22 protein-coding genes and 2 pseudogenes are annotated in these 21,936 nt (G+C 70.5%); 15 read left to right on the top strand and 9 right to left on the bottom strand.

All coding sequences use genetic code 11. The features are described 5' to 3' along the window. Window positions 1–244 precede the first annotated feature (244 nt). Window positions 245–694, bottom strand: coding sequence for a hypothetical protein (locus AQJ91_RS45085; protein WP_067035068.1), 450 nt, complete (start codon window positions 692–694; stop codon window positions 245–247). A gap of 220 nt (window positions 695–914) precedes the next feature. Between AQJ91_RS45085 and AQJ91_RS45080 the strand changes: the two genes are divergently transcribed. From AQJ91_RS45080 to AQJ91_RS45070, 3 genes are all read left to right on the top strand, one after another. Beyond that, window positions 915–2,015 (top strand): PP2C family protein-serine/threonine phosphatase, encoded by a 1,101-nt coding sequence (locus AQJ91_RS45080; RefSeq protein WP_067035065.1) that lies wholly within the window; start codon window positions 915–917, stop codon window positions 2,013–2,015. Window positions 2,016–2,049: 34 nt separating this feature from the next. Further along, window positions 2,050–2,586, top strand: coding sequence for a MarR family winged helix-turn-helix transcriptional regulator (locus tag AQJ91_RS45075; protein ID WP_067035062.1), 537 nt, complete (start codon window positions 2,050–2,052; stop codon window positions 2,584–2,586). 284 nt (window positions 2,587–2,870) lie between these two features. Further along, entirely contained in the window at window positions 2,871–3,599 is a 729-nt protein-coding gene (locus AQJ91_RS45070; protein WP_234383418.1) for a hypothetical protein, read from the top strand. A 33-nt stretch (window positions 3,600–3,632) separates the two neighbouring features. Here AQJ91_RS45070 and AQJ91_RS56970 read toward each other — a convergent pair. Beyond that, a pseudogene (locus AQJ91_RS56970) lies at window positions 3,633–4,113 on the bottom strand (hypothetical protein). A 203-nt stretch (window positions 4,114–4,316) separates the two neighbouring features. Between AQJ91_RS56970 and AQJ91_RS45065 the strand changes: the two are divergent. The 4 genes from AQJ91_RS45065 (at window position 4,317) to AQJ91_RS45050 (ending at window position 7,909) form a co-directional block, all read left to right on the top strand. After that, window positions 4,317–4,964: a Crp/Fnr family transcriptional regulator gene (locus AQJ91_RS45065; RefSeq protein ID WP_079085684.1), complete on the top strand. Its 648-nt coding sequence runs from the start codon at window positions 4,317–4,319 to the stop codon at window positions 4,962–4,964. An 87-nt stretch (window positions 4,965–5,051) separates the two neighbouring features. After that, window positions 5,052–5,597: a redoxin domain-containing protein gene (locus tag AQJ91_RS45060; protein ID WP_067035059.1), complete on the top strand. Its 546-nt coding sequence runs from the start codon at window positions 5,052–5,054 to the stop codon at window positions 5,595–5,597. A gap of 7 nt (window positions 5,598–5,604) precedes the next feature. Continuing rightward, entirely contained in the window at window positions 5,605–6,510 is a 906-nt protein-coding gene (locus tag AQJ91_RS45055) for a cytochrome c biogenesis CcdA family protein (RefSeq protein ID WP_067035056.1), read from the top strand. 502 nt (window positions 6,511–7,012) lie between these two features. Further along, a complete protein-coding gene (locus AQJ91_RS45050; RefSeq protein WP_067035052.1) occupies window positions 7,013–7,909 on the top strand; it encodes an alpha/beta hydrolase in 897 nt (298 codons plus the stop codon). Between the two features lie 286 nt (window positions 7,910–8,195). Here AQJ91_RS45050 and AQJ91_RS45045 read toward each other — a convergent pair whose 3' ends face one another. After that, window positions 8,196–8,606 (bottom strand): PIN domain-containing protein, encoded by a 411-nt coding sequence (locus tag AQJ91_RS45045; protein ID WP_067035049.1) that lies wholly within the window; start codon window positions 8,604–8,606, stop codon window positions 8,196–8,198. A gap of 514 nt (window positions 8,607–9,120) precedes the next feature. Here AQJ91_RS45045 and AQJ91_RS45040 point away from each other — a divergent pair. Continuing rightward, window positions 9,121–10,353 carry an alpha/beta hydrolase gene (locus tag AQJ91_RS45040; protein ID WP_067035046.1) on the top strand — a complete coding sequence of 411 codons (1,233 nt, stop codon included), beginning with the start codon at window positions 9,121–9,123 and terminating at the stop codon, window positions 10,351–10,353. Between the two features lie 44 nt (window positions 10,354–10,397). On the opposite strand, the gene AQJ91_RS45035 is transcribed toward AQJ91_RS45040, so the two are convergent. Then, complete coding sequence (locus tag AQJ91_RS45035; RefSeq protein WP_067035043.1) at window positions 10,398–11,765, bottom strand: FAD-dependent monooxygenase; 1,368 nt, start codon at window positions 11,763–11,765, stop codon at window positions 10,398–10,400. 292 nt (window positions 11,766–12,057) lie between these two features. Between AQJ91_RS45035 and AQJ91_RS45030 the strand changes: the two genes are divergently transcribed. Together AQJ91_RS45030 and AQJ91_RS45025 are read left to right on the top strand one after the other, a co-directional pair. Continuing rightward, window positions 12,058–12,243, top strand: a complete 186-nt coding sequence (locus tag AQJ91_RS45030; RefSeq protein ID WP_234383417.1) for a hypothetical protein — start codon at window positions 12,058–12,060, stop codon at window positions 12,241–12,243. 170 nt (window positions 12,244–12,413) lie between these two features. Continuing rightward, complete coding sequence (locus tag AQJ91_RS45025) at window positions 12,414–12,878, top strand: hypothetical protein (RefSeq protein ID WP_067035037.1); 465 nt, start codon at window positions 12,414–12,416, stop codon at window positions 12,876–12,878. Between the two features lie 415 nt (window positions 12,879–13,293). On the opposite strand, the gene AQJ91_RS45020 is transcribed toward AQJ91_RS45025, so the two are convergent. After that, window positions 13,294–14,400 (bottom strand): alpha/beta hydrolase, encoded by a 1,107-nt coding sequence (locus tag AQJ91_RS45020; RefSeq protein ID WP_234383416.1) that lies wholly within the window; start codon window positions 14,398–14,400, stop codon window positions 13,294–13,296. A 1,082-nt stretch (window positions 14,401–15,482) separates the two neighbouring features. After that, window positions 15,483–15,668 (bottom strand): hypothetical protein, encoded by a 186-nt coding sequence (locus AQJ91_RS45015; protein ID WP_067035031.1) that lies wholly within the window; start codon window positions 15,666–15,668, stop codon window positions 15,483–15,485. A 519-nt stretch (window positions 15,669–16,187) separates the two neighbouring features. Here AQJ91_RS45015 and AQJ91_RS51360 point away from each other — a divergent pair. From AQJ91_RS51360 to AQJ91_RS45005, 3 genes and pseudogenes are all read left to right on the top strand, one after another. Further along, window positions 16,188–16,437: pseudogene (locus AQJ91_RS51360) on the top strand (universal stress protein); the annotation flags it as partial. A 203-nt stretch (window positions 16,438–16,640) separates the two neighbouring features. Next, window positions 16,641–17,060 carry a CBS domain-containing protein gene (locus AQJ91_RS45010; RefSeq protein WP_067035028.1) on the top strand — a complete coding sequence of 140 codons (420 nt, stop codon included), beginning with the start codon at window positions 16,641–16,643 and terminating at the stop codon, window positions 17,058–17,060. A gap of 113 nt (window positions 17,061–17,173) precedes the next feature. Further along, complete coding sequence (locus AQJ91_RS45005; protein WP_067035025.1) at window positions 17,174–17,923, top strand: glucose 1-dehydrogenase; 750 nt, start codon at window positions 17,174–17,176, stop codon at window positions 17,921–17,923. A 387-nt stretch (window positions 17,924–18,310) separates the two neighbouring features. Here AQJ91_RS45005 and AQJ91_RS57625 read toward each other — a convergent pair whose 3' ends face one another. Further along, window positions 18,311–18,796 (bottom strand): inositol monophosphatase family protein, encoded by a 486-nt coding sequence (locus AQJ91_RS57625; RefSeq protein WP_067035022.1) that lies wholly within the window; start codon window positions 18,794–18,796, stop codon window positions 18,311–18,313. A gap of 280 nt (window positions 18,797–19,076) precedes the next feature. On the opposite strand from AQJ91_RS57625, the gene AQJ91_RS44995 reads away from it, so the two are divergent. Further along, window positions 19,077–19,424 carry a hypothetical protein gene (locus tag AQJ91_RS44995; protein WP_067035019.1) on the top strand — a complete coding sequence of 116 codons (348 nt, stop codon included), beginning with the start codon at window positions 19,077–19,079 and terminating at the stop codon, window positions 19,422–19,424. Window positions 19,425–19,715: 291 nt separating this feature from the next. Beyond that, window positions 19,716–20,321 (top strand): hypothetical protein, encoded by a 606-nt coding sequence (locus AQJ91_RS44990; protein WP_067035016.1) that lies wholly within the window; start codon window positions 19,716–19,718, stop codon window positions 20,319–20,321. A gap of 289 nt (window positions 20,322–20,610) precedes the next feature. Here AQJ91_RS44990 and AQJ91_RS44985 read toward each other — a convergent pair whose 3' ends face one another. Both AQJ91_RS44985 and AQJ91_RS44980 read right to left on the bottom strand, forming a co-directional pair. Beyond that, window positions 20,611–21,330, bottom strand: coding sequence for a nucleotidyl transferase AbiEii/AbiGii toxin family protein (locus AQJ91_RS44985; protein ID WP_199848198.1), 720 nt, complete (start codon window positions 21,328–21,330; stop codon window positions 20,611–20,613). Between the two features lie 75 nt (window positions 21,331–21,405). Beyond that, on the bottom strand, window positions 21,406–21,729 hold the full coding sequence (locus AQJ91_RS44980; RefSeq protein WP_067035141.1) for a hypothetical protein: 324 nt from the start codon (window positions 21,727–21,729) through the stop codon (window positions 21,406–21,408). Window positions 21,730–21,936: the final 207 nt, after the last annotated feature.

Raw genomic sequence — 21,936 nt, 5'->3', positions numbered from 1 at the left:
CATGACGGCCGTGGAGCCCATCGTTCTCGCTCAGCGCGGCCCATCCTTGGCGGACCGCGTCCTGTTCGGTGAGCTGGATTCCCACGTCCCGTGTGCCGGTGGTGTGGGTGAGGGCGGATTGGGTGCTCAGCTGCTCGGCGCGCTCGCGGGCGCGGTGGTGGGCAGCCGCCCCGTGCACCGGCGGTCTGCCCTCGAGATGAGCGGCCCGCCTTGCCCGTGACCGCCCGCTCGCGCGGGAGGCGGCTCAGCCGGCGGCGTCAGGCGGGAGGTCCGTCGCCATGGGCAACTCCTCCGGTGCTTCCTCCAGTTGCTGCACGGTGCCGGCGTCCGGGCTGTCGCTCGGTGTGCCCCCGTTGGTGGACAGCAGGGACCAGGCCCCCAGGGCCAGAGCTATCGCGGCGGCCGTGGCGGTCACGCGGCCGGCGCGGCGGAGTCGGGCCCTGCCGTCCAGGTCCCGCCAGGCCGGGCCGGTCCCCACGGCCTCCGGCTGCCACAGGTCGCCGACGTGGTCCGCTTCGAGAGGCCGAAGCCGCCCCTGCGGTGCCCGTTCCCGGGCCGAGGGTTCCCTGGGGGCGGACCTGCGTATGGCCCGCTCGCTGTCCGTGAGGAACCTCAGCCAGATCTCGTCGGAGCCGAACGGCGTACCGTCCTGCTCTTCCGGCGTTCCCTCGCCGCCCGTTCCATGCCTGGTCACGGTTCCTTCCTCCCCTCTTGCCGGTGTCTCACTCCTGGGCGCCGACGGGCCCAGCCCCGTACGGACGTCGGGACGGCCGGCTCTCGGACTCGATTGGGTAAAGGACCGGTACTGAGAGCCACCTCGCGGCGACGACCTTTGCATAGCCTAAAGGTTGGGGAGGTACACCTGCAGAGGGTGGGGGTGGCTCCCGGCTGCCTCGATACCGCTGGAGTACGTCATGACCTACGTCAAGCCGCCGCAGAGCTGGACGGTGCTGTCCTGTATGCCGGTCGTGGTGATGGCGGTGGTGGCGGTCATGGACGTGGTGGCCGGGCCGGGGGTGGGGTTCCTCCCGCTCGTGTCGCTCGGGCCCGCGTTCTCGGGGCTGGTCGGCGGGTGGCGTCGTACGGCCTTGATCGGACTCGTGGCGCTGGTGCTGTGCGTGGGACTCGGACTGTACGACGGGCTGTTCGAGGACCGACGCGGGTTCATCGCGATGGCGTCGGTGGCAGGCGTGACCGGGGTCGGCATCGCGGCCGCCGTGATGCGCTCGCGCCGGGAGGCGGAGCTGGCCAGCGTGCGGTCGATCGCGGAGGTCGCCCAGCGGGTGCTGCTGCGGCCGGTGCCGTTGACTGCCGGACCGCTGCAGGCGGCGGTGTCGTACACCTCGGCCGTCGCGGAGGCGCGCATCGGCGGTGACCTGTACGAGGTGGTGGCCACTCCGCACGGTATCCGGGTGATCGTGGGGGACGTGCAGGGCAAGGGGCTGGCGGCGGTGGAGACGGCGGCCGTCGTCCTCGGTGCCTTCCGGGAGGCGGCGTACGACGAGCCGGACCTCGTGGGGCTCGGTGAGCGCCTGGAACGGAGCGTGGCCCGGGAGCTGGAGGGCGAGAAGTTCGTCACCGCGATCCTCGCCGAGATCGGCGCCCACAACGAGGCACTCTTCCTCAACTACGGCCATCCGGCCCCGATGGTCGTACGCCCGGACGGCGCCGTCGACTTCCCGCAGCCGCTCGTCTACGCCCTTCCGCTGGGCCTGGGAGCCCACGGCAGCGAGGGCCCGAAGCCCTATCGGGTGGACTTCGCCCCCGGCGAGCAGCTCCTGCTGTACACCGACGGTGTCACCGAGGCCCGCGACGAGGACGGCCGCTTCTATCCCGTCGGAGAGCGTGCCCATCTGCTCAAGGATCCCGACGCGCACCGCGCCCTGGAGGCCCTGCGCGCGGACCTCGCCCAGCACGTCGGCGGGCCGCCGCACGACGACGCGGCGATGCTCCTGCTCCGGTATCACGGACATGGGAAAGGTCATGGGGAAGGCAAAGCCGTTCCCATGGGGTGAATGAGGGGTGACTTCGGCGCGGTAGAAAGGACACATGCCGGAGCGCGAGACCCCGTCGGGGGCCATGGACGATGTGGACGCGGTGACCCGTGCGGTGCTGACCGCGTCCCGGCTGCTGGTGGCGGTCTCCGCCCGCTCGCTCGCCGAGGTCGAGGAACGGGTGACGCTGCCGCAGTTCCGAATGCTGGTGGTGCTGTCCACGCGCGGCGCCACCAAGCTGGTCGCGCTCGCCGAGCTCCTGCAGGTGGCGCCGTCGACGGCGATGCGGATGGTCGACCGGTTGATCGCGGCCGGGCTCGCCGACCGGCACCTCAACCCCGACAACCGCCGCGAGACCCTGCTGCAGCTCACGGACGAGGGCCGGCGCACGGTCGAGGACGTCACCACCCGCCGCCGCGCCGAGATCGCCCAGATCGTGGCACGCCTCGCGCCCGACCAGCGGGCGTCACTCATCGAGGCGCTCACCGCGTTCAACGAGGCCGGGGGAGAACCTCTCGCACCGGCGCTGGACGACGCGGGGCCGCATCCGCTGGGCTGGGCGGGGGACCTGCCAGTGGGCCGTGATGCGTGAGCTGGTGGTTTGTGGCGCTTGGCCTGGCGTTCCGCGACGCCTGCCCCGGCGTCCCGACACCCGCCCCGGCCGCCCGAGGCATCGTCAGATTCGGGATGTCCTTCTCCCCGCCTCTCCAGGTTTTGCATAATGCAAGGGAATCGTGCAGGTGCGGTCCCGTTGCCTGATCCCGGCAATGCAGGCCGCGCGTCGTGTCCGGCCGAGGGCAGTGCGGGCCGTCCGCCTGCCGTACCAGGATGTGGGCCGTGGCCGGACACGGAAGTACGCAGGGAGGGGAGCCGCACATGCGCCGACGACGCCGACCCCTGCCCGCGCCGGATCAGCACCTGATGGCGCATCTGCGGAGCACGGTGTGGGGGCCCGCCGAGTTCGTCGGTCTGCCACCGTGGTGGCTGGCCGCAGAGGGGCTGGTGGCCGGGATCGTGGGAGCGGGGGCGATCGTCGGTAGCGCGGTCGCCGGTGCCTGGTACGGGATTCCGGGGCTGGCGGACGGCGAGGGCGGTCTGGTGTGTGCCGTCGCGCTCACCGTCTACCTCTGCGTGGTGCGGGCCGGACGGGCACTGGTCGGTGCCGTCGCCGTGCTCGGGGTCTGCCTCGCGCTGCTGGCACCCCAGGCGGCCGTGAGTGTGGTGCTGGCGGAGCGGGGGCGCGTGGAGTCCGTGGTGGTGACCTCGGTCGAGGGTGGACCGGGCGCCGTCTCCGGCCAGGGCCGCTACCTCTGCTCGGTGGCCGACAGTGACGGCGTACAACTCAAGGTCCGCATCTGGCGCGGCTGCGGGCGAACCACCCGACCCGGCGACGCGCTCACCGTCGTCCACGACTCGAATGGGCTGGTACCGCCGCGGGGTGTGGCAGCCGGGGGGGCCGGGGCGGGTCCCCTGCGGGATCTGGGCGGCTGGACCGCCGCGCTCGTCGCGGTGTCCATGGTCGCGGTCGTGCGCTCCTACCGGCTCTCCCACACCGCATCGGGCGCCACATCGGGCGCCGCTTCCCGCCCGCCTTCCGGGACATGACCCTGAGGCGACGGCAGCGCGTCTCCGCACCGGTCATCCGGTGCTCGGGCTCGGTGCGGGTGTCGGGGAGCTGGTGTTGACGCCCGGGTCAGGGCGCGGGGTGAGGACGACGACGGGTGACCCGGGCTGGGGAGCGGGCGGGGTGAGCTGCTCCTCGGGGAGCTTCGGTGGTGAGGTCTGCTGGAGGTTGACCTGGTCGTAGTTGACCAGGTCGGTCTTCTCCAGGACCGTGATGTGGTCGAGCGCGGTGTCATTGGCCAGGTCGGCCAGCTGACGGACCAGGGTGTTCTCGGTGGTGGCCCGGATCTTGGCGATGGTCGGGAAGATCTACCGGCGGAGCGGACCTTGACGACGAAGTCGCGGTCAGCGGGGCGTACGGGGTGTTGGTGATGATGCGGGACTTGTTCGTCGCCGTGTTCTGTACGCCGAGCATGGCGGGGTAGGCGAGAGCGGAGAGGGTGACGACCAGGGCACCGCTCGCGAAGACGGTCCCGATCGTAGGCCCGATCATCATTGCAGTGGGTAAATTTTGCACTGTGCCATATGGTCTGCGCCTCATCGCGCGGAAGCCCCGCACGGCGGCCCAGGGGCCCGCACCGGACATCCATCACCCGGCCCGTACGTAAGCGCCCTCACATACCTGTACATGCCAGGAGTCCTAGCGTCGGAACCAGAGGCAGAACGTCACGACAGCACGGCAAGAGGAGGACGATCACCATGGCCACCACCGTGCCCGCGTCCCCGCACATCGCCGCCATCCCGGTACACGCCGTGTGGGGCGCCGCGGCCGGTCTGGTCGGCGGCGTCGGGATGGGCATCTGGATGTCGATGTCCCGGCCGATGACGGACACCGCCATCATCTCCGCCGACGGCCGCGCCCTGACCACCGCGATCATCACCCCGGGCACCATCTTCGGCGAGATGGTCCTGCTCGGACAGCACATGTACGACAACTACGCCGAGGCCCTCGACGACGCCGTCGTGTGCGTCATGAGCCGCGCCGACGTCAACCGGCTGCTCCTGACCGACTCCCGGATCGCCGCCCGTATCACCGCGATCCTCGGCCGCCGCCTCGCCGATCTCGAACAGCGGCTGTCCGACAGCGTCTTCAAGACCGTCGCCCAGCGCATCGCGACCACCCTGGACACGCTGGCCGCCTCCCAGCCCCCGGCCGGCCCGCTGCGGCCCGGCGGACGGCACCCGCAGATCGCGCTCACCCACGAACAGCTCGCCGCCCTTGCCGGCACCTCCCGCGAGACCTGCACCAAGGTGCTGCGCGACTACGCCGACCGCGGTCTGATCCGCCTCGCCCGCGGCCGGGTCACCGTCCTCGACATCGACCGCCTCGAGGACGCCGCGGGCTGACGTCACCGATCCGTAAGCCCGCCACCCCGTGCCCACCACGCCCGGCGGCTCTAGAGTCACAGCCGATCCCAACCCCTGGAGTCCGCCATGCGTGCCCGCACCCTCTTCCCGGCTGCCCTGGCCGCCGCTCTGCTCACCGTCACCGGGTGCGGAACGGACAACGGTTCCCAAAAGGCCGGTGACCCGGGCGCGGGCGCGGGCGCGGCCGCCGAGACCCCGGCCGCCGCCTCCTCGGCGCTGGACTTCACCGGCACCACGGTGGACGGCAAGCCGTTCGACGCGAAGACCCTCGCGGGCAAGCCCACCGTGCTGTGGTTCTGGGCCCCGTGGTGCCCCACGTGCCGCGCCCAGGCGGCCGAGACCGCCAAGGTCGCCACCGACTACCAGGGCAGGGCCAACGTCCTCGGTGTCGCCGGACTCGACAAGAACGCCGCCATGAAGGACTTCGTCTCCGAGACCGGCACCGCCGACTTCCCGCACCTCTCCGACGAGGCCGGCGACGTGTGGAAGCGGTTCAAGGTCACCGAGCAGAGTCGCTACGTCATCCTCGACCAGGACGGCAAGACCGTCTACGAGGGCATGCTGCCCGGTGGCGAGGGGCTGGCCGAGAAGGTCGCCGCCCTCACCGGCTGACCCCGCCATGGCCGACCTGCCCCTGGCCCTCGCCCTGAGCGCGGGCATGCTCGCCGCCGTCAATCCGTGCGGCTTCGCCCTGCTCCCCGCCTATCTGTCGCTGCTCGTCCTCGGCGACGACAGCCCCAGCCGTACCGTTGCCGTCGGCCGGGCCCTGACCGCCACCGCGGCGATGACCATCGGATTCGCGACGCTCTTCGGCGTCTTCGGCCTCGCCGTCCAGCCCGTCGCGGGTCAGGTGCAGGAGCAACTGCCCTGGTTCACCATCGCCTTCGGACTCCTCATGGCACTGGCCGGCACCTGGCTCCTCGCCGGACGCCAACTGCCCACCCTGGCCCCGAGACTGCGCCGCGCCCCCGCCGTCACCCGCTCGCTCCCCTCGATGGCGCTCTTCGGCATGGCGTACGCGACCGCCTCCCTCGGCTGCACCATCGCCCCGTTCCTCGCCATCGTCGTCTCCGCCTTCCGCAGCGGCTCGACGGGCGAAGGCGTCACCCTGTTCGCCGCGTACGCCGCCGGCATGGGCCTCGTCGTAGGCGCCGCCTCACTGACCGTCGCCCTCACCCGCACCACCGCCGTCACCCGCCTGCGCCGCCTCGGCGCCGTCGCCCCCCGGCTCGGCGGCGCACTCCTCCTCTGCGTGGGCGCGTACGTCGCGTACTACGGCTGGTACGAGATCCGCGTCCAGCGCGACCCAGCCACCCAGGACCCGGTCATCGACGCGGCCGGAGCCGTCCAGCGCGCCCTCGCCGACGCCGTGGACGCCAACGGTCCCACGGCAGTCACCCTGCTCTTCGCCACCCTGCTCATCACGGCCACGGCACTCGTCCGCCTCCGGCGGGCCCGGGAATCCCGCCGCTCACCCGGCGCCCTCAGCGACTCAGGCGACCGCGGTGAGGAGTTCCGCGTGTGAGGGGCCCGGATCGGCGTACGGCGTAGCGCGGGGCCTTGCGGCCGAGTTCGGCGACCTTCTCCGCCAGGCCGGAATCGGTGAACGTCTCCTCTGAGGTCGCCAGCCACCGACAGCCGACTACGCAGCCGCCCGCTGTCTCTCGGGTCCTCACCGCCGTCACCGCTTTTCCTCATGGTGGCGGTCGGAGCCGGTCGTTGCAGGGTCACGGCGTCAGCACGACCTTCCCGGTGACGGTGCCGGACTCGGCCAGCCGCACGGCGTCCACGACACGGCTGAGCGGCAGCCGGCCGGGCATCTGGTCCGTGCCGCGGTGCGCAGTGCCGCCCCGACGTCCTCGACGGGTTGCCTCACCGGCACGGGCCTCCAGCGCGAGCCGGCGACTTGCCCGTTAACCAGTACTCCCGTTCGGGAGACAGCGCGCTCACCGTTGCGCGACGCGCGATTAGCGTCCATCATCAGGAATCCTGTCAGTTTAAAGTTGTAGCGATAGGCGGACCCGCCCATGCCCATCAGTCCCAGAATCCAGGCCAGAGGCATCCAGTTGCTGCTCGGCGGCATGATGGCCCGCGTGCACAAGGACCTGCGCTTCACCGACATCCCGAAGCACACCGAGTCCCTCCAGGTGGAGACGGGTGCCGGACCGGTGGCCTGCACCGTCTACCGCCCGCCGGCCACCACCACTGGATCCCTCGCCCCGGTGTACGTCAACTTCCACGGTGGCGGCTTCGTCGTCGGCCGCCCCGAGCAGGACGACCACATCTGCCGCTACATAGCCGCCACGGCCGGCTGCGTCGTGATCAACGTGGACTACGCCGTCGCCCCGCAGCGGCCGTACCCCGCACCCGTCACCCAGGCGTACGACGTCACCGCGTGGGTCGCCGAGAACGGCCCCGCCAACAACTGGGACGGCTCGCGACTCGCCGTGGGCGGACACAGTGCCGGGGCCAACCTGACCGCCGCGGTCTGCCGCACGGCCCGAGACCGCGGCACCTTCCTTCCTCGGCTCCAGATCCTCGACTCCGCACCGCTCGACCAGCTCGCCGACCCCGCCACCAAGCTTTCCCCCATCGCCAAGCCGCTGCTCACCCCCCACCTCATGCGGGTCTTCACCGCCGCCTACGTCCTGGATCCGGCCGACCGGGCCGATCCCCTCGTCTCGCCCGCGCTGGCTGACGACCTTGCCGGACTGCCGCCCGCCCTGGTCATCACCGCGGAGAACGACCGCCTGCGCGACGAGGGCGACGCCTACGCCAAGGCCCTGGACGCCGCGGGCGTTCCGGTCACCCACCGCGTCTTCGAGGGCGTCGACCACTACTTCACCCACACCGGCCCGGTGCCGGCCGGGAAGGAGGCCATAGAGCTGATGGCCAACGCCCTGCGCGCGGCACTCAGCGCGTGATGCCGATCAGCGCATGGATGCAGAGAACCGAACCTGCGCACACGGCTCCGGAGCCTTTTCAGCGTTGCCGCTCCAGGGCGAGGACGGCTGGGTTGGTGTGAGGTCACGGCCCGGAGGGCGTCTGAGGGGCGTCGTCACCCACGGGCCGGTACGCGAAGTGCCTGTACGGCCGGCAGTCCATCAACAACCAGCGCATCGAAGGGCTCCCGAGCGCCAACTACCGGCCGCCCGAGCCGGATCAGTAGCGGCTGGGCCGAACAGCGCTGCCCCATCGACCAGGGGCCGGTCAGACCTTGATCACGGTGGCCCGTCCGCCGCACAGCGCGGTCAGGTCCTCGGGGTCCGAAGTGAGGATCGTGACGGGGCCGGGGGCGGCGAGGGCGGTGGCGCTGAGCATGGCGTCGATGGCGTACTTGTGGCCGTGCAAGCCGTCGGCGAGGAGAGCGGCAGCGTGGCGGGCGATCGGCTCGCTCACCGGCTCGACGACCAGACGGGACAGCGTCCACTCCAGGGCCGGACGGTTGATCCGAGGGTGGGCCACCTCCACCAGGGTGGCTGCAGACGTGATGACTCGCAGGTCGTCGGCTCGGGCCAGGGTGAGCCATCCCGTGACGGACCGGTCACGCAGCACGGCCTTGGCCAACCCCGCACTGTCCAGGACCAGGGTGCCGCCGGGAAGGGCGGGAGAGCGGGTCACGCGGCGTCGGCCCCGCCTTGTGTCTGCTGCTGCCGGGCCTGGTTCCTGCCGGGGATCGGCCTGGCGTCCGTGCGCCGGCACGCGTTTCTGCTTTGCCCGCGTCCAGCTCTCGGGCGCGCAGGACGGCCAGGCCGCCCCAGCAGGTCGCTGAGCAGCAGAGCCACACCCGGTGCTGCGGGTTCTTCGACGCCGGTCTCGCGGTCCTGAACCGTCAGTCGGCGCGTCGGCCTCGCTGGTTTGTGAGACCTGCCGTGATGCGGCTGGGGCCGGCCCTCGCCGGGGTTTGCACACTGCGTTGAGCGCCTCTGGCCAGGACCGGAGATCTGGCAGGTCGTTACCGCTCAGGTCGACGATCAGTACCGTCGGCTTCAGCTTCGCTTGGTGCTTCTTGCGCGTCTCGCGAAGCACGCCTGTGGGCGATGCGGAGCTGGCTGAAGAGCCTGCCGGCCGGGTGTCGACACGCCTGCGGATCGCTCATGTGTACGCCGGTAGAAGGGAGTTGTACGCTGCAAAGGTGGTGGGGGACAATTATCGATTTGGGGAGTACGAGCTGGACACGGCTCGTCATCAGCTCCGCCGGGCCGGCGAGCCGGTCCACGTCGAGCCCCGGGCTCTGGATCTGCTGTGCCACCTGGTCGAGCGCCGGGACCGGGTGGTGTCGAAGAACGAGTTGCTGGACGAGGTGTGGGGTGACCGCTTTGTCAGCGAGGCGGCCCTCACCACGGCGCTGCGGACCGTGCGGTTGGCCGTGGGCGACACCGGCAGTCAGCAGCGACTGATCCGCACGGTGCACCGGCGGGGATATCAGTTCGTGGCCCCGGTGACGGTGGTCGAGGCCGGTCCGCCCGCCGGGTCCGACCTGGGGCCCGGCACTGATGCGACAACAGCGGATGGGCCGGATGGCGTGGGACGTCAGACCATCCGGTTCTGCCGGGCCGACGACGGCACCCGCATCGCCTATGCGACCGTCGGCTCGGGCCCGCAGTTACTCAAGGCGGCCAACTGGCTGACCCATCTCGACCTTGAGTGGATGAGCCCGGTGTGGTCGCACTGGCTGGGCGGTCTCGCCCGCAACCGCCAACTGATCCGCTACGACGAGCGGGGTTGCGGCCTCTCGGACTGGGCGGTGCCCAGCTTCACGTTCGACGACTGGGTCGACGACCTCGAGAGCGTGGTCGAGGCCGCGGGGCTCGACCGCTTCCCTCTGCTCGGGGTGTCTCAGGGGGGTGCGGTGGCCGTGGCCTATGCCGCGCGCCGTCCCGAGCGGGTCAGCCGGCTGATCCTCGCCGGGGCGTACGCCCGAGGACGGCAGGTGCGGGCGCAGGACGAGACCGAGCGCGAGGAGGCGGACCTCGACCTGGATCTGGCCCGGGTGGGGTGGATCCACCAGGACCCCAGTTTCCTGCGGGTCTTCGCCTCCCAGTTCCTGCCCGAGGGCACGCCGGGGGACTGGGAGGAGTTCAGCGCCTTCCAGCGGCGGACGACCTCGCCGGCCAACGGGGTTCGCTTCCTGGAGGAGTTCGCCCGGATCGACGTGTCCGACATCGCTCACCGGGTGGAGTGTCCGACGTTGATCATTCATTCGCGTGACGACGGGCGGGTGCCGGCCTCGCAGGCCAGTGAGCTGGCCGCTCTCATTCCCGACAGCCGGCTGGTCCTGCTCAAGAGCCGTAATCACCTGCTCACCGCGTTCGAGCCGGCCTGGGACGAGTTCCTGTCCCACATCGACGCCTTCCTGGCCGAGTGACCTCAGCGGCCGACAACCGGCGGGCTGCCGGGTCCGGGTCCGGGTCAGGCCGCAGGCCGCCTGCGGGCCGAGGGCGCGGCGGGCATTTCGACTCCCGCCGGGGAGCGGCGGGCGGCCAGCAGCACCCGGAGGACCATGGCCGGGGTCATCAGTGACTCCGGTCGAGCCAGCAGGTTCTGCACCCGTAGAGTCTGGCGGGCCACCGGGATGGAGGTGTGACAGGCCCGGAGCACCTTGTCGAGGTAGCGGTTGACGAGGTCGGTGCCGGTCGGCTCGGGCCCGCTGGTGCGCGGGTCGGCGAAGTCGGCCCCCGCTGCGATCTTCCACGGCACGTCGACCACCTTGGCGGCCCGCCGGTAGAAGTCACCCGCCAGGGCGGGTGAGGCGGGGCCGTGGCGTTCGACGGCCTGGCCCAGGGCCCTGGCCTGCAGGGCCGCCGACGACATTCCCTGCCAGTGGACGGGGTTGAGGCTGCAGACGGCATCCCCCAGCACCACGAACCCCGGCGGGGTCCGCTCCAGCCGCTCCACGCGGCGGCGCCGGCTGGTGGGCATCCGATGGCTCAGGACCGGCGTGAAGGCATCGGCCCGGGCGAGGACGTCGGCGATCACGGGCGACGGCAGGGAGCGGGCGAAGTCCTCGTACTCGTCCGGCTCGGTCGGGGGCACATCACCGTGGAACGAGCCCACGGTGATGATCCACCGGTCGCCCTCCACCGGCACCATCGTGCCCATGCGGTGGCCGCGGGTCGGGTCGTCGACCACGAGGGCGAGCGTGCCGTCGAGATCGTCCGGTCGCCGCCGCACGATCCGGGTCCCGTAGGCCGTGTCGACGCGGACGGCCGAGACCTCGGGTGCCGGGAATCCCTCTTTGGCCAGCTGGTCGAGGAAACGGGTGTTGCGGCCGGAGCAGTCGGCCACGAGGTCGGCCCGGTGCTCGGCTCCGTCGACCCGGACACCGGCCACTCGGCCGCCCTCCAGGATCAAGCGGTCCACCGCCGCCTCGTCGGTGATGGACACATTGGACCGTTGCCGCAGGAGCCGCTCGCGGACCGTGCGCTCGAGCAGGGGCCGGCTCATCGACATCGCGAGGAAGCCGAGGTCGGACCGTACCCGGTAGGCGCCCGCCTGGTGCCACACCAGGTCCTTGGCGTCGAGAGGGACCGCGCCTGCCTGCACCAGGTCGTCGAAGAGACCCGGGAACCAGCCGTCCAGCAGTCGCTGGCCGCGGGCCAGCAGTACGTGGGCGTGACGTCCCTGGGGAACGCTCCTGCGCGTGACCGCGTCCTGCGGCAGGCGGTCCCGTTCCAGTACCGTCACCCGGTCGACATGGTCACTCAGGACCCGTGCGGTCACCAGACCCGCCATGCCCGCTCCGATGACTATGGCGGTGGCGCCGTTGCGCTCCCTCATCTCTCACCCCTCTGGCTCGAACCCGGGCCAAGGTGGCCCCGGGCCCGTTCGATCATCGGGCCCGTCACCAGGCCAGGACTTGGTGGAAATCTGAGGCTTTCCTGAGGGGGAGCTGAGGGCGGCCGGAAGTCGGCCCGTGGCGGGCCCGAAAGCCATCGTGAAGCGATCACGAGGCCGAGCTCGGGAGTGGTCAGCGCGTCCGGCGTGCGGCCGGAGTGAACGGGAGGCGATGTCGGCGACGTTCGCATGTACGCCGACAGACGACGGTGTGTGGGCGTGCACCGGCATCGACGTGCGCAGCCGTACAGCCGTCGGCGTGGCCCGGTTCATTCACCAACGGCAGCCCACACACCACCAGGCCGGGCCCGAGCACGCCACCAGCTCCGCCGGCCGCGACGACCGGCCCGAGCCGACCTGGGGCGACCACCTGAACGCCTCGGACGGGAATCGCTTCGCCGCTCCGGCCCGCCGGCTCTGAGGGCGGCGCCCTCAGAGCCCCCTCAGGGAAGCCTCAGACCTCCACCAAGTCCTGGCCTGGTGGCGGGCCCGATGCTTGAACGGTGCCGGGCCGAGGAGCAGTCGTACGGACATCGCCCCCAGCCCGGCCTTCACCTCAGACGCGAGACACCAACGAGAGAAGGACACACCATGCGACTCGACGACACCAGGACGTCCGGCCAGATCCGGACTCGGCGGGGGCTGGCGCTGCTGATCGCGACGGGAGCCGGGCTGGGCTCCCTGCTGCTGGGAACGATTCCCGCACACGCCAACGCCACCACCAAGCACGTCGCGTCGGACGGCCAGTCGGTCGAATTCAAGACGAGCGACAGCAGCAAGCGCGTGCGCGGCGACATCACGTTCACCGTGAACGCGGACGGCAACTGGAAGATCGACGCGAAGGCGACCAACCCGCGCCCCGCGGGCCGCAACGTCCACTGGATCTGCGACCTGTCGTGGGACGCGTCGGACGTCAGGCACTCGACCGGGACGAAGTGGGTGCCCCGCAAGTCGACCCGCACCCTTACCGCGGAGGCGTACGACCCCTTCATCCAGGCGGACTTCGCCACCATCGTCGCCCGCGGGACGGCCGACTGCGACATCGTCATCGGCTAGCCGGACCGAGCTCCGTCAAACCGTGACCTGCGCGAACGATGACCGCGTCACACGCGCTCTTCCCGAACCGTTCGCGCAGGTCCACGAGCCCACGGACCCGGCAAGTCCGTCGACAACCATGACGGAACGGCCTTCCGACGTGAGGGAGCCCTGCCGGAAGACTGCTGAAGGTCTTGTTGAAGGGCCGTCCGGAAGCCGGGCGGCCCTTCGCGCCATCCGTCAGCGCGCGATCTCAAGGACGCGCCAGTCTTCCACACGGGCAAGGGCGTTACCGCAGGCGGCGCGATGGGTGCCCCCGACAGCCGCAGACGGTCGGTGCACCCGCCCGTGGATGGGTTGTTGGCGCACATGCACTCGCAACGGGTTCGGGGACCGGTGCGCACCCTCCCGTCGTCGGACGCGTCCTGTCTGCCGGCTACTCGGAGAGGAAGTTGTCGAGGTGGGAGAGGAAGGTGGGCCAGGCCGGGTCGGCGGCGGTGAACAGGTGGTTGCGGCTTTCGAGGAGGATCAGCCGGCTGTCGGGGATGAGAGTGGCCAGTTCCAGGGCCTGTGCGACGGGGACTCGCGCGTCGTCGCGGGAGTGGATGATCAGCGTGGGGCAGGTCACCTGGTGGGCGATGCCGGAGACGTCGATGCGGGTGAACTCTTCCAGGAAGCGGAGACCGTTGGCAGGCGAGGTCGTCTGGCGCTGGTAGGCGGCGAACGCGTCCCATTCCGCGGGTGTGGCGTCGGCGAGGAACTGGGAGGCGAAGAAGCGCAGGAAACTGCTGTCCTGGGAGCGCCATCCGGCGCGGGCGATGTTCAGGTCGACGTCCGCGGCATCGCGCTCGGCGTCGTCGGCGGCTCGGACCTGCCGTCCCCGGGCGTAGGCCGCGGTGAGGATCAGCCGGCTGACCCGCTCGGGACGGCGCGCGGCGTAGGCGACCGCCACCGCGCCGCCCTGTGACACCCCGATCAGGGGGAAGCGGTCGAGGCCGGCGGCATCGACCACGGAGTCGAGATCGTCGACCAGGTCGTCGAGGGTGAAGCTGGGCACGGTCCATTCGGAGAGGCCGCAGCCCCGCTCGTCGTAACGGATGAGCTGCCGGCCGCGGGTGAGACCATCGAACCAGTGTGCCCACATCGGGGTGGTCCGGTCGAGGTCGAGGTGGGTCAGCCAGTTGGCGGTCTTCACCAGCGGCGGGCCGTCGCCGGTGGTGGCGTAGGCGATGCGGGTGCCGTCCGCGGACCGGCAGAACCGGATGACCTCGTGGTCCGCCTCTGCCGCTGCCGTAACGGTGGGGGCGGTGGGCGGAGTGGTGGAGGCCACCGTCACGCGCGCGACGAACTGATAGCCGAGCCGGCGCACCGTGCGAATGAACTGCTGTCGCGTGCCGCTGTCACCGATCGCGAGGCGGGCGGTGCGTAGCCAGGTGGCGAGCGCGGCCTCGCCGACCGTGCGTCCGCGCCCCACCGTGTCGAGGAGCTCCTCCTTGGGCACGACGCGGTCGCGGTGCTCGACGAGGTGGCAGAGCAGATCCACGGTTGGAGGTTCGACGTGGACCGGCTGTCCGTCGTGGCTGAGCCGACGGCGATCCGTGTCCAACTCGTACTGCCCGAAAGAGTAAACCGCACCGCCCACAACCATGACTGTATAGCGTTTGTTCGATTCTGCGGGCGTCGAACGTCCGATCCCGATGGTTGCTCGGCCGAGTTGATCAGGCACCGTCCGCAGATCAGTGTGCCTGTGCGGTCGACTCGGCCGGCGGCCGGGAATCCAGGGACCCTGCTGCCGGGGTTCGCGTGCTGGATCAACCTGCCCTCGATGGCAGGGAGTTGGCCGTGGCAGCCCGATCCAGGCCGAACAGCTGGCGAGCCGGGGACGGATACCGGCGCCGAAGACGATCAGGATGCCCGCGTGGCCCCGCGCCACTGCCCGCCCGCGATCGGATCCTCCGCCACGCGGCGTCTGAGGGGGCACACCGGCAGGGCGTCGGCCGGTGTGCCCCTGATGCCGCCGGGCGGGGTTACTGCGCGATCTCGGTGAGGTTGGCCAGGATCTTGGGGGCGAAACCCGGTTCCTCCGCAGTCCACGTAGGAACCGGAGTCGCCGGCGTTCAGCCTCAGGTTCGCGTTGGTGACCAGGGTGCCGTCACCGCGGACGGAGACGCTCGCACCCACCCCGAAGGGCCTGGCCGATGCCTCCACGCCCGCAGTGACGCCGACGGTGATCCCGGTCGTGAGCGCGAACTCCTTCCCCTCTCCTCGAGACGCCCTCCTCGACCGTCGGAGATCTGCCCGCCGCCGACGCTCCGGAAGTCGACGTGGCGTCATCGGTGTCCTGTCGGACCGGCGGGGCGCCGGCCCGCGCGAAACGGTCTGCCAGGACCGTCGCAGGGCGTGTGTTCCGATGGTCGGGCCTGCCGCCAGGCCACCGCTTGGTGGAACTCTGAGGGGTTTCTGAGGAGGAGCTGAAGGCAACCTCGGCCAACAGGTCGTGTCGGCGAAGAACGTCAGCGGCTCGTGTCGGCGAGGGCCGTCCAGTCGCTGGTGCAGGGTGACTGTGGAGTGGCATGAGCCCGGCGCCTTCGCCTGCCGGCAGGTCGTTACCGCTCAGGTCGACCGTCAGCGCCGTCGTATCGGTTTCGCCTGGCGCTTCTCGCGTTCCTCCCGGAGCGCGCCGGCGGCCACGTCCTGTGCCATCGCGAGCACGTGAGGGCTGCTGAGCGGTGCGGACATGGTCAATCCCGGGACCGCCGTTCGCCGGCCCATGGCGGCGGCGGTCGCGACGGTGACCATCGCCTCGGCCACGAGACCGGCAGCTACTCCGCGGGCCGGTCAAGGTCGGAGCGGATCACGCGGTGTTCGTACAGGGCAACGAGCTCGACGACAGCACTGTCCATGTCTTCGGGCGCGGCAAGGGCGGCTCGCTGAGCGCCGGCGGCTGCTACGCCACCGGCGGTAGGGGATGACCAGGTCGATGCGCCTGTCGACTCCTTGCCTCCGCGACGACACCTCGGGGCTGCTGCCGGCGGTCAACGCGCGCAGCGGCACTGACCTCCTTCCAGGTCCACGTACACAAGCTGACGCGCCGCCAGGTGTGGGACTGCGGCGGGAACTTCTCGTCCTCCATCGTGGTGTACGGCAATCTCGTCTACGTCATGAACGCGGGTGGCGATGGCGGCATCCAGGGCTTCAAGATCGCCACCAGGGGCCTGAAGCCGCTCGACGGCTCGCACCGCTCCCTCGGCCCGGACAACGCCAAGGTGCCGTTTGTTCAGCAGTTCGCCCGGGCAGGTGGGCTTCACCTCGGACGGCCGGGCCCTGGCGCGCCCGCCGGCGCAAGTGCTCGCCGATGCGCTGCACGACCGCGCGGAGCGGTATGAGGATGTGCCGGTGAGCAGCGAGGTGGTCGAGGGCCCGGCGCGACGAGCGCTCCTGAAAGCCGCGGCGGGCGACTGATCTGCTCGTCGTCGGCGCGCGCAGGCGGCATGGGCACATCGGTCTGCAGTTGGGTCCGGTCAACCATGCCGTGCTGCATCACGCGCCCTGCCCGATCGCGGTCGTTCCGCAGGCATGACGGGTGAGGGGGAGTACAGGCCCCCGTGAACCGGGCCCTGCCGCCCTGGGAAGGCGATGAAGAAAATCGGTGACGTGGTAGCCCCTGCTCCGGCATGCGCACGGGAGGAGAGGAACTCACACTGGTCTGGAGGAGTACCGGCCGGGGTGGGCCAGGCTCCATGGGCTCTCCCCGCGCGGCAGCGACGCTTGAAGGAGACGACCATGACCACTGCCCGGGAGATCATGCACTCCGGTGCCACCTGCGTCCAGGAGAACGAGACGCTGGAGGCCGCGGCCCGCAGGATGAAGGAGCTGGACGTCGGAGCCCTCCCGATCTGCGGGGAGGACGACCGGCTCCACGGGATCATCACCGACCGCGACATCGTGGTGAAGTGCCTCGCCAAGGGCAAGGACCCCAGGACCGTGACGGCGGGCCAGCTCGAGCAGGGCAAGCCGGTCACGATCGACGCCGAGGCCGATGCCGGCCAGGTCCTTCAGGCCATGGAAGAGCACAAGATCCGCCGGCTGCCGGTCATCGACGATCATCGCCTCGTCGGCATGATCAGTGAGGCCGACCTTGCACGCCATCTGCCCGAGGACCAAGTGGGGCATTTCGTCGAGGTCATCTGCGCGGCCCCCTGACCGACTCGTCGGCCGCCCGCCCGCCACCCTGTGACCGGACGTGTCATGCCGAGTCCGGCGCGGCCGAGCCGCTCTTACGGATCTTCGTCGAGGCATGGGTTCAGGAGGCCGTGATGGGACGTCTCAACGAGCGGGTGGCGATCGTCACCGGTGGAGCCAGGGGGATCGGCGCCGCTGTGGCACGTCTGTTCGCGTCCGAGGGTGCTGGCGTTGTGGTCGCTGATGTACTCGACGCCGAGGGGGAGAAGCTGGCGGCGGAACTCGGCGGGCCGGCCCGCTACGCGCACCTGGACGTCAGTACCGAGGACGGCTGGCAGACGGTGGTGGCGGAGACGGAGCGGGAACTGGGCCCGGTCTCGGTGCTGGTCAACAACGCCGGGATTCTTGAGTGGGGGACCATCGAGGAGCAGAGCCTCGAATCCTTCCGGCGGGTCATCGACGTCAACCTTCAGGGTGCCTGGCTCGGTATGCGTACGGCGGCACCGTCTTTTCGCCGGGCCGGCGGAGGCGTGATCGTGAACGTCTCCTCTATCGCCGGCCTCACCGGCTATGCCGGCATCGGAGGGTACGTGGCCAGCAAGTGGGCACTGCGCGGGCTGACCAAGGCCGCGGCTCTGGAACTGGCCCCGGACGGGATCCGTGTCTGTTCGGTCCACCCAGGCGCGGTGCGCACTCCGATGACGGCCGACTTCGACGACTCCTTCACCGCCGGACAGCCCTTCCCGCGGTTCGGGGAGCCCGAGGAGGTCGCCCGTATGGTGCTCTTCATCGCAACCGAGGCCACCTTCTCGACCGGCGTGGAGTTCGTTCTGGACGGCGGTGTCACCGCCGGCCCGCCCACCGTTCTGACACGCGCCCCCTGACCTGGCTATGGCCTGCATTACCGCAGGTTCACACCGTCTCAGCGGTCAGAGGATCGGGCCCGCGACCGGCGACAGCAAGACCCTGAAGGTTGCTCGCTGTCCCGAGCACCACCACGGACAGCCGACGCGCCGATCTCCGTACGCAGCCAGGTCTCGCCCGGCAGTTGCCCGTTCACATTGCGACGTCCCCGACGGCGTGATGCGCTCCGCGACCAGCCCTCACTCGGCGGGATATGACGGCGGTGCGTCGATGCGGGTTCTCCATAGGTTGTGGATACCTGAGTTGACGGCTGAGGGAGGACTCGGCAGGGGTAGTGAGCGCTCCCTGGACAGCTCTCGCCACCGCTCGGTGGGCTCCTGGGGCCGGGCGCAGCGAGCAACCAATAATCACCAAGCTGCTCCTGTTGCCTGACAACATCGACAGCGCTGCCCGGGGCGCCCCGGGCAGGCCATGGTGATGCTGTCGTCGAGGTAGACGTCCTGGACAGCGTGGAGGAGTTCGATGCCCTCGTCGGTGGGCCGCTGGAAGGCTTTGCGGCCGGTGATCAGACCGGTGCCGCCGGCCCGCTTGTTGATCACCGCACGGGCGGGCAGGGCGACCGCGCCTCCTGTCAGTCGGTCCTTCTCCCACAGGGCGACCTGTACCGCCCAGTCTCCGTGGGGAGGTTCGGCGAACTCACGGGTCCCGCCCAGGGGATCGATGATCCAGACGCGGTCGGCGTCGAGGCGGGCCGGGTCGTCGGGCGCCTCCTCCGACAGTACGGCGTCACCTGGACGGTGCTCGTGCAGGAGCTGGGCGATGAGTGCTTGTGCCTCACGGTCACCGGCTGCACCCAGCTCCGTGGGGTCGGTGCCGGTGCCGTGGGCGCGCACGTGAAGGAGCCGGATGCCGACGGTTTGGGCGGCGAAGCGGGCGAAGCCGTGGTCGTCGATGCCCCCGGGCCATTGTCTTTCCGTCAGGCTCGCCAGTGGTCCTGCCCCAGCAAGTCCACACGGGCACCCGGTAGAGCGCCAGAAGGCCGGCCCGGAGGAAAAGCAACCGCCTGCCGGGCGTCGGGACAACCCGGACCCGGTTCCCGCGGTTCACCGTCGGACTCGGGCGCAGCCCGCGGGCGCCACGTACGCTGCCCACAGGGACTCGTCTCGCGCGGGAGTGCTCATAGCCACCGTCGATCCACGTACGCAGGGACGTGAGTCGTACCGGCGGCTGGCGTGGCGGGACGCGTACGAGCAGATGCGGGCCGCCGACCGGCAGGGTCGGCTGGAGCCCGATGACCTCGATCGGATGGCGCGGTCGGCGTACCAGATGCTGCTGCGCCCCGACCTCCTTCCGGAGGTCACCGAGTTCGTCGAACGGCTCGGCTGGCGGCCCCCCGCCTCCTTCACCGCTGAGACCGTCTCGCTCTTCCGCTTCCACAGCCAGGACTGGAAGGGGCACTGGTGGACCACTCTCACGTGGGAGCACGTCCGTAGCTGGACCCTGGAACCCGCCGCGGACTGACGACGGACTCGACACCGGGGGAGGGCAGGAAAAGGAGCAAACGGCCATGGTCGGATGGGCAGTGGCGGAGCGCGCCGAGGTCCCCAAGAACACGGATGGCGAGGACCGCCTGGTCATCGTCGAGGACGGCCCCGATGTCGTCTGCGCGGCGGTGGTCGACGGGGCCACCGACAAGTCGGGGCGTTCCTATGGCGGGATGAGCGGGGGCCGGCGGGCGGCCGAATGCGTTGCCCGGACCCTCGCCACCCATGCCCCCGGATTCGACGCGGCCACCGCCGTCGCCGAAGTCGGATGCGCCTGCGTCGGCAGTGTCACATCGAGGACGACGACCTGGCCCCGCCCAGCGCCGTGGCAGCGGTCGTGGTACCCGGCCTGCGGCAGGTGTGGCGGGTCGGCGATGTGCACGTGGCGGTCAGCCGGGCTGGCCGATGGGAGCAGTATCCCGCCGACAAGTCCATCGACGAGGCCGCCTCCGCCGTACGCGCGGCGTATCTGCACTGCCTGCTGGCCGCCGCGCCGAGGAGGGAACTCCCGCCGCAGGGCCCCGGGCGGCAGCTCATCCTGCCGCTTCTGCGGTACCAGACCCTGCTCGCCAACCGCGCCGACCTGCCGTACGGATACGGCGTGCTGAACGGCACCCCCGTCCCCGAGCGGTTCATCGAGACGATCGACCTGGACGACAACGCCGAGGAAGTCGTCCTGGCCTCCGACGGCTACCTCTCCCCAGCACCCTGCCTGGAGCAGGCAGAAGCGGACCTTGCCGCGTCACTCGCCGCCGACCCGCTGCGCATCGGCACCCACCCCTCGACCAAGGGGATGGCACCGGGAGCCAGGAGCGTCGACGACCGCACCTACGTACGCCTCGTCCGCGCAGACGTCGACGCCGGGGTCCGGTGAAGCGGGGTCCGTCCCAGGCAGGCGAAGGACCCACTGCCCCGGTCCCGGTCCTTGCCGTCCCGGCAGTGAGCCGCTCCCGCGAAGCTGCCCTGACCGGTTGTCTGTGCTGCGTGGGTTCTGCTGCGTCAGCGGCTGTTCAACGACACTCAAGATGCCTACGTGGGCGGTGGGTTGGGGGTGCGCGCAGTGAACACCCGGACACCGTGCGACTGCGTCGCCCGCGGGCTTGCTTCGATCGGGAGCGGACGTCGCCGAAATGACGCGTTTCACGCCCACGCGCCTTGTGAGGTCAGCTCCTGCGGACGTGCCCCGACTTGTCGCCTGGGGCGAGTGGAGGCGGAGTAGTACGACTCGCGCTCTTGCGGATATCAGGGGCGCCTGTTGAGGATGTGTGCTGTGAATTGCCAACGGGTGCGGGGCTGTTCGCTTCCGCGGAACCGTGCTCGATGTGGTCTGCCCATGATCGCAGAGATGCCCGCAGGGCGGTGACGGCGGGGGCGTCGAGTCCGTATGTCATGTAGTCCTCGTCGTCCCAGCGGTTGGCGGCGCGCAGAGCTTGAGCGAATAGGTTGCGGTCGAAGCCCGGGTCGCGTTCTTCCGCCAGGCGCAGAAGCTGCTCGCCGGTGTACCGGCCGGAGGCGAGTGCCGCGGCCACGTCGACGTAGTCTCGCGCCTCGGCCCGGGTGAAGACGGTGGAGACCTTGTTGGCGACGGCGTCGTCGGGGTGAAGGACGGGCCCGACCTCCAGGACGGTCGGTGGCTCCGCGCGCCAGTCGTAGCCCATCTCGACCTTCGTACTGCGGCCGGCTTCGTCGGCGACGAGGAACCGGGCGAAGATCTGGCCCATCTTCTTGACCTCGACGGTCAGGCCGTCCGCCGCATACGCGTCGCGTACGGCCAGTACTGCGGTGTCGAATGCGGCCGGGTCGGCTTGGGTGGTGAATAGATCGACGTCGTCCGACATGCGCTGGAGGAAGCCGTGGGCCTGGACGGCGTAGCCGCCCGCCAGGACGAATCCGTGGCTGCGGCGGCTTCCAGTCCCAGCCGGGCCAAGCGGGTGTGGAGGGGATCCATGCGGATCAGACTATGCGGCGATCCACCGGAGTTCGGGAAATTTCTCCTGCCACAGGGACCTTGCCCGGGGCGGCAGCCAGAGGGAGGGCCACAGCTGGAGCAGGAGCCCGGCGTGCAGGAAACGCGTCAGCTCTGCCGGGCTCATGGCCTCCCGGATGACGGTCTCGTACAGGCGGCGGCGGTCCTTGTCGACCGCAAGGTCGTAGCGGCGCTGCTGGGACCAGTCCAGGTCAATGGGCAGCTCTACAAAACCGTCCGTCGGCCCGGTCAGCTCGGAGAGCGAATCCGGGACCGTGTACGGGCGGATCTCCGCGTAGCGCACCCGAGTCTCCATGCCTGCAAGTATGCCCATCCGATGCTCTGCCTGCGACCCTCCGTCGCCGCAGGGGAGCGGCGCGTACGCCGGACGGCATCTCCAGGAGAAAGTGAAACGGCCTGTTTCTCCGTGTGCTTTCGAGCAGTCCTTATCGGCAAAAGTGCAGGTCAAGGCGAGTGTTCCTCAGTGAGGTATCCGCCTTGCGGCTCTTCCGTCCCACGTATG

Source organism: Streptomyces dysideae (assembly GCF_001514305.1).
Lineage (GTDB): Bacteria > Actinomycetota > Actinomycetes > Streptomycetales > Streptomycetaceae > Streptomyces > Streptomyces dysideae.
This window is presented reverse-complemented; position numbering and strand designations above follow the sequence as displayed.